The sequence below is a fragment of the Undibacterium sp. Ji50W genome (genome assembly GCF_049340445.1).
GTDB lineage: Bacteria > Pseudomonadota > Gammaproteobacteria > Burkholderiales > Burkholderiaceae_D > Undibacterium.
This window is the reverse complement of sequence record NZ_JBMPOX010000035.1, coordinates 17,177-27,016: the sequence shown is the minus strand read 5'-3', so window position 1 is coordinate 27,016 and position 9,840 is coordinate 17,177. Positions and strand designations below refer to the sequence as shown.

Genomic DNA, 9,840 nt, shown 5'->3' with positions numbered 1-9,840 from the left:
CTCCACTGCGTGCGCGCCCTGCCACTTCGACGCTGATCTGGCTGTGGTTCAACTCGTTGAGGGCGTCGATTTCTTTGAGCAAGGCGGCTTCTTCGGGACTGACATTCGTTGTCTGGCCAGGTTTGCCCAGCTTGCGGGCGGTGGTTATGCTGCCAGCAGTGGGGGTGTTGGCTCCACTTGCAGCATTTCCCGACGCATATTGCTGCGGCACCGGCAAAGGCGCGGCGGTATAACTGACTTTGGGTGGAATATACGGCGTGCCCGGCGCAACATACTGTGCTACCTGGGTTGGCTGTTGCGAAGGATACGTACCCAGCATGCTGGCACCGTTGCTGTAACGATCTGTCATGCCGCTATTGGGCTCTGCCGGTGCGCCGCCTGCCTTGGCAGGTGGCGTGGTGACGGGCTTGCTATCGGGTGCGCCGGCAGCAGGGCTGCTGGCTGGTGCTGCCTGCAACTTGGGTACGGATGGCAATGGCGGCGCTGCAGTTGGTGCAGCTGGTGAGGCTGGGGATGCTGGCGATGCTGCTGCAGCCGGAACCGCCTGCAAAGTCGGCAGGCTTGGTATGCTTTTGCCGGTCGCGTCAGCAGCCCCGGTCGCCGATGCTGCGCCGCTGGTGGATGGTGTCAGGGGTTTGCCTACCGGTGCAAAAATACCGGTGTTGTACACGCCGGCACCACCCGTGCCGGGGTTGACGGTATTGCCGCTGACCGGCACTTCTTTCAATACCGGGCCACGTGATGGTGCATTAGCTGCTGCATTGGCTGGCGCATTGGCCGGGCCAGCGGCACTGGTCTTGCCGTCAGCAAACGGATTGGTCTTGAAGTTGCTGGTGACACTGGTAGCCTGTGCCGTATCCACCAGGCGCAGGCCGTTCGGGCCGGTTCCCATTTCCGCTTTTTGCACACGTTCCAGCGCCAGAGCCTGTTTGAAATAATCGAGGGCACGGCTGTTACTGCCTCTGGCGCGGGCGACATTGCCCGCCAGGGCCAGATAGCGCGGATTATTTGGCTGTGCATCCATAAGCACGTCAAGATAACGTTCGGCATTGGCAAAATCACGCGCTTCCATGGCGGCATATACCAGGCCCTGCAAGACTTCAGGATTTTCCGGATCGGTTTGCTGTACCTTTTGGTAAATGTCGCGGGCCGACGCTGCATCGCCCGAGGCCGTATAAATCCGCGCCAGCGTCAGCAGCAAGGCATTGTCATCCGGATTGGCGATCAGCAAGGGCTGTATGTAATTGTAGGCATTGGCGAAATCGCCCGCCTCGCGCGCGCGTTCGGCATAGCGCATGGCCAGTACGCGTTGCAATTGTCCGAAAGAGTGAATTTCTTCTTCACTCAGATTCGGCATGGCGGCAACGCGGCGCATGACGGCTTCCAGCTCGGCTTCCTGATTGCTTTGCATTAGGGTGCTGGCAAATTGCAGCAGCAAGCCAGCGGATGGCTTGGCCGTGTTCTGCACCGCCTGGCGTATCATGGCAAAGCCGCGTTCGTTATCACCCAGTTGTATGTACAGGTTGGCCATGGTGCCGGTAAATTCAGGGTCATTGCCAGCCACCGGTTCCACGCTGGCGAGTATGCTTCTGGCGGCATCGCGATTGCCTTTGCGGTTCAACAAGGTGATGCGGTCAATCTGCACCCGTATCCACAGGCGCTTTTGCATGTCCACCATTTCTTTCTTGCGCGAAGCCGGCGGTATGCGTTCCAGCGTTTGCATGGCTTCCCACCAGTATTGTTGCATCTCGCTCAGCAAGGCGCTGACATACAGGGCTTCGGGGTCGGCATTTTCTACATTGGCCAGTGCATCCACCAGTGCCCTCGCCTGCCCCGGCATATCACGCTTCAGGTACAGGCGGGCCAGTGCCATGCGCAGCCAGGCATTGTCTGGCTTGACCATGATGGCATCTTCGTAAGCCTGCTGGGCGGTGTTCAGGTCACCGGCAGTTTCTGCCGCTTTGGCCTTGTTGGCCAGTTCTTCTGATTTCAGGTTCGCCACAATCGCCATATGGCGCGGCAGCATGTAGGGGATCAGTGCTTCCAGGTCTGCCAGGCGTTTTTGCAGTACCAGTACGCCGATCAGGCCGTCGAGTGCGCGCAAATTCTCTTTGTCGGCATTCAGCACGCGGCGGTAATTGGCTTCGGCCCCGGTCAGATCGTTTTCTGCCTGCAAGGCATCGGCCAGTTGCAAGATACCGGATGGTTCGGTGCCATTCAATTCTATGGCCTTGCGCAAAAAGCCTATGCCCTTGGCACTGTCACCGTCTTCAAAGGCGGTCCTGGCTTCGGCCACGATGGCCCAGTAACTGGCATCTTCATAGGCTTTACGCCATTGATCCTTGGATTGGCCGGGCGACAGGTCGACTGCTTTTTGCAAGAAGCCGCGGGCCTCGATAAATTCTTCTTCACGCATCTTGACCAGGCCCATGCCGCCATAGCCGATCGGGTTTTTTGGATAGGATTTGATCAGCGACTGGAACTCGGTACTGGCCGCTTCCAGGTCATTCGCTTCCAGCGCATTGAAACCGGCCACCCGGCTTTTCTCTATCGGGTTTTCTACCACCTTGGGTGCAGCGGGAGGTTTGGCTTCCTTGACAGGTTTGCTTTCTTTTGCTGACTTGGCACCTGCCTCGGTTGCCAGTTCTGTTTTCGCTGCTTCTGTTTTCGCCGGCTCTGCTTTTACTGGTTCTGCTCTCACTGGCCTGGTGAGGCTGGCCAGTCTTTCCTGTATCAGTTGATCGTCTGGATGTTTATCGAGGTAGGCGCGAAAATATTTGGCGTTTTCTGGCTTCAGGCCCATCCAGCTTAATGCCTGGCGCCAGGATTCTGCCGCCTGTTTGCCAACATCGGGTTTATGGCTGAGGTTTTCCAGCAGGCTCATGCCTTCTGGCCTCGATGGTTCACGATAGGTCAGCGCCTTGGCATAGGCCAGGGCATATTTGGTATTGACAGGATTCTCGCGGCTGAGTTTTTCCAGCCCCTTGCGGGCTTCGGCATAACCGGCATTGGTGCCGGCCAGTACCTGCAAGTATTCAAAAGCGGCTTCCCCCTTGAGTTTGCTGGGGTCGCCCATTTGCTTGAAGGCATCTACGGCACCATCAGCATCACCCTGCTGTGCCAGTTTGCGCGCATTATCGAGCTGGCCCACGCCATCTGACTTACCACCGCGCAGTGCCTGTTCGGCGCTGCGTATCTGGGCAGAGCTGGCCTGGGTACCGCGCAATTTGGCGAAATAGGTTTTGGCCTGTTCTGGATTGCCGGCCCTGGTTTCCAGCGAAATCAGCGCCATCAGGGCGTCGATATTGGCCGGGTCCACCTTCAGCAGTTTGCGCCAGGTATCGGCTGCATTATCGTCACGACCACGTTGCTGCCAGAACTGCGCCTGCTCTTTCAATTGCTGTGTCAAAGGGGAATCTGCGTGCGCACTACCGCACTCAAAAAAAACCGACAAAAGCGTTAATGCCATCGCTTTTTTCTTTAAGACCATTGATGTCCCCTAACGACCTTCCAGGCCAATCCAGCCTGAAATCAAATAAGTGTCTGTCATTTGTCTGCCTGCGCATCGCTGGGATGGTGGCAGGGTTTTCACTGTCTTTTCCCTAGTTCATTCCTGCTCATTCCTACCAATGCTGAATCAGCAAAACAGGAAAATGCCGGGTACATCACCCGGCATTTTTTATCACGACCACATCAGCCCGGCCTGATTACTTTTTGTCGCCGAGTGTCAGACGTGATGCCGCCTTCTTGCGCAAGAAACGGAACAGCATGGTGGCAGCAATCAGCGATGCCAGCATCAGGAAAATGATCATCACGAAAGGCTGGGACGACAGATTCCATTTGATCCAGGTCCATAGTGGCAGGCTGCCCGAATAATAGGTATCACCGATCTGTACATTGGCAACGCGTTCACCCTTGATCAATACCAGGTCACCCTGGAAACGGCTGCGCAAATCTGCCTTGTTAAGGCCAACAGACAGGTCGGCCAGGCTGGCAGAATCACCTGCCGTCATGACGACCACATTGCGACCGCTAGCCAAAGGAGATTCAAACTGCATCATGGCACCGAAAGAATTGCCGGTCCTGGCCAGCATTTCACCGGCATGGCGTTCGATGTTATCAAGGTCACGCCCTGCCCAACGGTATAGCAGGCGCAGGAAGCCGGTAGGAATTTGCAGGCGGTTACCATTTTCATCCATGCTCATGGGCATGTATTTGGACCATTGCTTGAGCAGTGGCAGATTGCCGCTAGTGCCAATCAGCAAGAAATCCTTGTCGCTGTGCTTGTCGACTTCACCGCTGCGTATCAGGGTATTGTTCAACACCGGATAACCCGTGGATTCGCCCATACGGCCCATGACGTTGAGGAACAATTCCATTTCCTGCGTATTTGGCCTGTCCGGCAACACGATGGCAGTCTGGGACAGATCCGCCATGCGGGTGAACGGGAAGCCGGCATTGGCCATGTAAGCCAGGTTAGGCATGGCAGCATAATGCGGCATATTGGAAAAATCGATGGTGGAATCCGGGTCTATCGCAGAACGTACATTGTCCAGGTACACATCCTTACACGCACCCTGTTTTGGATAGTCGTAGAAGAAATGGAACTGCAATTGGTTTTCTGCACCGATACGGAAAGTCGGCACCTGGATATCTTCCTGGGCGAAACGCTGGCCATCCTTGAAGAACAGCATGACCGATTCCTTGATCTTGCCTTTTTCTACCTGGCCACCAGACAGCGGCAGCGAACGCACGAATTCATCATTGATACCAATGTTGAGCGTCGATTTGTCGACCGTAGGGCGTGGTGTGAAACGATAGCGCAAATCAATCGGTACACCTTCTTTTTGCCAGGTGAACAGATCGGGGGCAACCCGCAAATTCACCTTGATGATGTCCGGTGTCAGGCCATTCACGCGCAGCGCTGGTGGCGCGGCCATTTCGCCAAACTTGATCGGGCGGTCAGTCGGCAGCCACTTCGGTGCATCATAGGCTTTGCGTGGGTCGATTTCTTTCAGGTTCTTGATCAGGGCGCTGTCGCCAGACAAGGCCAGTTGGCCCATGGTCAGGGCCTGGACAGCAATCCTCAGCTCGCCTGTATCACGGCCCAACACCAGCAACAGTTTTGCCTTGGCATTGCCGGGGTTGGGGATGATGGCCAGGGTAGGGCCAGCGATAGCGGGCAATTTGATACCGGCCGGTGCTTCATTGGCGGTCGCAAATACAATCGCGTTGCCAATCGGCAGCGCGCTGGTTTCGATAGGGAAACGCGCACCACGATAAGAAGACAGATGACCAAACCAGGAAGCGACGACACCCGCATTGCGCAAGATATCCAGCGATGGCGTGGCTGGCATGACGAAAGGCAGTTCCAGCAACTTGTTGTCGCGGCGATCAAAGAAGGGGGCCGGCAGCATGCCCAGGTCATTCGCCAGCGTCAGTGGTGACACGGTCAATTCCAGATTCGAGGTATGGCTGACCTTGGCCCATAAACTGGAGTGATACGGGTCTTCACAATCCCGGGTGTAATGGCCGATAAGCTTGAAGCTGAGTTGATTGAAGTCGGCAAAATATCGCGGGTCAATCACGTCTTCACGCACGATACCTTTTGAAGTTTCCCTTGGCAGCGGTACCACACTGACCAATTCATTATTCACCAGTACCTGGATATGCGACAGGTCTGGCAACAGCGCTGGCGAATAGGCGATGCCATAACGGATTTTGGCAGAAGTAATCACTTCATCGCTGCGTACGGTAAAGGGGAAAGAGCGCTCACCTTCGGTACCGCGTAATTCTATGCTGGAACCAACCCCGACCATGTCTTTCAGGCTGATGTTATAGGTCTTTTGGCCAGTGGGTGCGACGATGGGCTGCACCAGATCATCGATCGCCACTTTTTCGCTGGCGACGGCTTCGGCGCTGGCGCTGCTGGCGCGTTTGGACTTGGCCAGCACATCATCATTGTGCATGACACCTGCTAAACCGCAGAGAATGGCCAGTGCCGTGGTGCTGCCTTTGCGCGACAACTTTGCCCGTAGACTTTTGGCGATGCTTTTCACGATGGGAACCTCATTTATTTTGTTCATATGTTCTGTTTTTTCCCCGATATATTGCTTGATGCTGGTACCAAAGCGTGAAAATCCGCGCATGCTGTGATAGGCGATTTCTTTCAGCCCTGTAAGTGGATGATCAACATCCCTGTCATTTGACCAACTCAGCCAGACATCAGCGCGGCCGATGGTGCAATTGATCAGATCCATTTCCTGCTGCATATCCAGCGGCGCAAACTGTACACTGAGCAGATTACCCTTGAAGAAGACGGTCTTGGCAGGGAATACCGATTCGCCATTCGTGCCATACAGGGAAATCGACATCTCTTCGTCTTTTTGCATATTGAAACCATCCGGTACCCGGAAGGACATGCCGCCCATGGAAAAATCTTCGGTCTGGCAAACGATAGAATGGCCATTGTTCAGGCGCAGGGTGGCATTCAGCACCGCCCTGACCCGGTGGGTACGCCGGACCTGTTTTGATTCTGTCGCCACGGCCAGCGTAGCACCCAGGATCACCAGGTTATAGATGGTCCACAGCATGTTGAGAATGACGGTATCGAGCTCATAGCTGTTCCACCACAATGCGCGGCCAAAGCCGACAAAGAAGCCCAGCACGTTCGCGCCCAGCATGATCAGGTAGGGCTTGGAAATGGTCCAGTCAAAATGCTCTTGCTCGACCAGACCGCCCTTGGCTGTCACGTTGAACTTACCCAGCTTGGGATTGATCAGCGCCACCAGCGTGGGGCGGAAGATATACCAGGCCAGCGTGGCCTCATACACTTCAGCCCAGAAGGAATGCCGGTGTGCACCCTGTATGCGCGAGTTGGTCAGGTTGGCGTGCAAAAGATGCGGCAATGAATAGGCCGCAATCGATAAAGCCGAAGCCTTGATGATATGCACTTCAAAAAACAGATACGACAGTGGTGCCAGCAAGAACACCATGCGCGGCAGGCCATAAAAGAAATGCAGCATGGCGTTGCTATAACAAAGTCGCTGGCCAAAACTGAGCCCCTTGCCGAGCAAGGGATTGTCGGTACGGAAAATCTGCGCCATGCCACGCGCCCAGCGTATACGCTGCCCCACGTGGGCAGACAGACTCTCGGTCGCCAGACCCGCGGCCTGCGGCAAGGCCAGGTAAGCGGTGTTGTAGCCACGACGCTGCATCTTCAGGGCGGTATGTGCATCTTCAGTCACCGTTTCCACCGCGATGCCGCCGACTTCTTCCAGGTAAGTGCGGCGCAGGATGGCGCACGAACCGCAAAAGAAAGTCGCGTTCCACAAATCATTGCCATCCTGTATCAGGCCATAAAACAATTCACCTTCATTGGGCACATTGCGGAAAGTCTGCAAATTGCGTTCAAACGGATCGGGCGACAGGAAATGATGGGGGGTTTGTACCATGGCCAGCTTGGGGTCGACCAAAAACCAGCCCATCGTATATTGCAGGAACGACCGCGTAGGCATGTGATCGCAATCGAAGATGGCGACGAAATCCCCGGTAGTGCGCTTGAGGGCGGCATTGATATTGCCGGCTTTCGCATGGTTATTATCAGCACGGGTAAAGCACTGTACCCCCACCGATGCAGCAAATTCGGCAAAGGCCGGACGACGACCATCATCCAGGATAATGATATTGAGTTTGTCCTTGGGCCAGTCTATGCCCATCGCCGCCAGCACGGTAGGTTTGACCACGGCCAGGTCTTCGTTATAGCTGGGAATGAACAGGTCAATGGTAGGCCAGGACGAGGTATCTGCCGGCATCATCACCGGCTTGCGCTTCAGTGGCCAGGCGGTCTGCAGGTAACCCAGCAACAGCACCAGCCAGGCATACACTTCCGCCATGATCAGTACCAGCGCAAAAAACAGGTCAATGATGTTTTCAGTACCTATGGTGTAGGTGATACGCCAGTAGATATAGCGGCTGGTGGCACTGATGGAAAACATCACCATCACCAGTGAAATCAGGGTTCCCGTATAACGACGCAAATACATCGCCGTACCAAAAATGACGATGGAAAACAGGGTTTGCAAAGGCAGTTCCAGCGGGATGCTGATACTGGTCCAGTACAGGAACACAGCAACCACCAGAGCTAAGAAGCGTGAAAACTTGTGTTCCCAGCCGGGCCAGTTGACCATGGCGCGCCCCAGGTCATTCAGGCGACCATAGAGATATCTGGAATCAAGTATTGAGCGCATTAATCAACCAATCTGAAATTCTTTTGCAGCCACATCGTCAGTTCCTGCACGTCATGCGTGGCCGAACAGTGCTGTGAATAATAAGATACTGGCGTCTGACAGGCCAGGGCTTCACTGACGGCTTCATCCCGGTGTATCGTGATCGGGATAAAACGCTTGCCCAGACTGTTGCGCAACATGCCGAATACATCACGGCTCAACTGTTTGGCAGCATCCATCTGATTCAACAAATAGCAGTAGCCTTCAAAGTCGCTACGCTCGCTACAGTAATACTCAATCAGCGATTCTATCGATGGTATGGTGGAATACGATGCCGCATCCGGCTTCAACACCACCAGGGCATAATTCGCCACACTCAATACCTGCTGCAAATAAATGCTGGGGCCAGGCGGGGTATCAATCAGCACCACACTATTGTCACTGAGTTGCAATGACGCCAGTTGTTTTGCCAGCCAGTGCGGGTCGGACTTGATATCCTGTTCAAATACGGCACGCTGCTTTTCATCGACACTGCCATACGGCAGAAAATCAACGCCATAGGCACTTTCAAACAAGCCATCTGCCCAATTACCGTCTATGCCATCTTGCTGGGCGATACCACTGGAATCATCATGCGCCATGCCGAAATGCAGTCTGAGTGCATTTTGCGGATCAAGGTCAAGTATGGTGATACGCGGCCCCAGCCGCGCCAGGGACGCTGCCAGATTGGCAGTCACCGTAGTTTTTCCTACACCACCTTTGGGAGAGATAACGGCAACTACCCTCATGGTTTAAATATTTTTTTAAAAAATGAATTGACGCCCGTCTCAACCGGCTTTTCTTCTTCCGGCTTGGCAGCCAGTCGATCAAACACGGCACTCACAGGCACATTTTTGGAAGGCGCTGTACCTTCCTGTGGCTGTGCAGCGCTGCGGCGTCCACCTAGAGCCTGCAGGACCGACGTTGCTGCTGGTGCTGCTGGTGTCACGTTTGGTGCAACGGCTGGTGCCATTGCTGGCGCAGGTGCACGTGTTTTCGGCGGCTCGCTGGCAACCGGCTGACGCTGGGCAAACAGGCTGGATGCCGGCGTTTCCGCCTTGGCTGCAGCATGCGCCACTTCACGCTGTGCTGTCTGCATGTTCCTGGACATGAATGCTGGTGCCAAGCTTGCTGGTGCTGCCACATCCTCGACTTCGGCATCGTTCACATGCTGCTTGGCCAGTATCTGTTTCAAGGGTGCTGCCTTGACCGCAGCAGGTGTAGTCGCTGCTGGTGGCATTGGTGCTGCTGCCGTGATTTGCCTGGCACTTGCCGGTTTGGCGCTGGCTTTTGCACTTGCGGGATTAAACATGCCAGCGGTCTGGGCGGTGCCTGGAACGGCGACTTCCGGTTCATGCGCATGGGTGCGTTTTGGTGTCGGTGCCCCATTCACATGCACATCGCGCAGTAACGGCCAACGCTGCCGGGCTTGCTCACTATCTGCATCGCGGTTGATTTCGCGGTAAGAGTCTGTGGTTTGCCCGAATTTTTGAAAAAGGTTTTTTACGTCATCATCCATAATAGTCACCAGCCCCCATATTCCTGCTGTGCCAACTTACTGAGGACTTACGCA

Annotated in this window: 4 protein-coding genes; all 4 read right to left on the bottom strand. The window is 55.1% G+C overall.

Annotation, left to right across the window (positions count from 1 at the left end):
• On the bottom strand, positions 1-3,469 hold a 3,469-nt coding region (locus ACO0K9_RS27180), incomplete at its 3' end, for a tetratricopeptide repeat protein (protein ID WP_422990382.1).
• Between the two features lie 238 nt (positions 3,470-3,707).
• A complete protein-coding gene (bcsA, locus tag ACO0K9_RS27175) occupies positions 3,708-8,249 on the bottom strand; it encodes a UDP-forming cellulose synthase catalytic subunit (RefSeq protein WP_422990380.1) in 4,542 nt (1,513 codons plus the stop codon).
• Entirely contained in the window at positions 8,249-9,016 is a 768-nt protein-coding gene (gene bcsQ, locus ACO0K9_RS27170; RefSeq protein WP_422990378.1) for a cellulose biosynthesis protein BcsQ, read from the bottom strand. Before bcsQ ends, bcsA begins: the two co-directional genes overlap by 1 nt.
• On the bottom strand, positions 9,013-9,786 hold the full coding sequence (gene bcsP / locus ACO0K9_RS27165) for a cellulose biosynthesis protein BcsP (protein ID WP_422990376.1): 774 nt from the start codon (positions 9,784-9,786) through the stop codon (positions 9,013-9,015). The genes bcsQ and bcsP overlap by 4 nt, the downstream gene beginning before the upstream one ends.
• Positions 9,787-9,840: the final 54 nt, after the last annotated feature.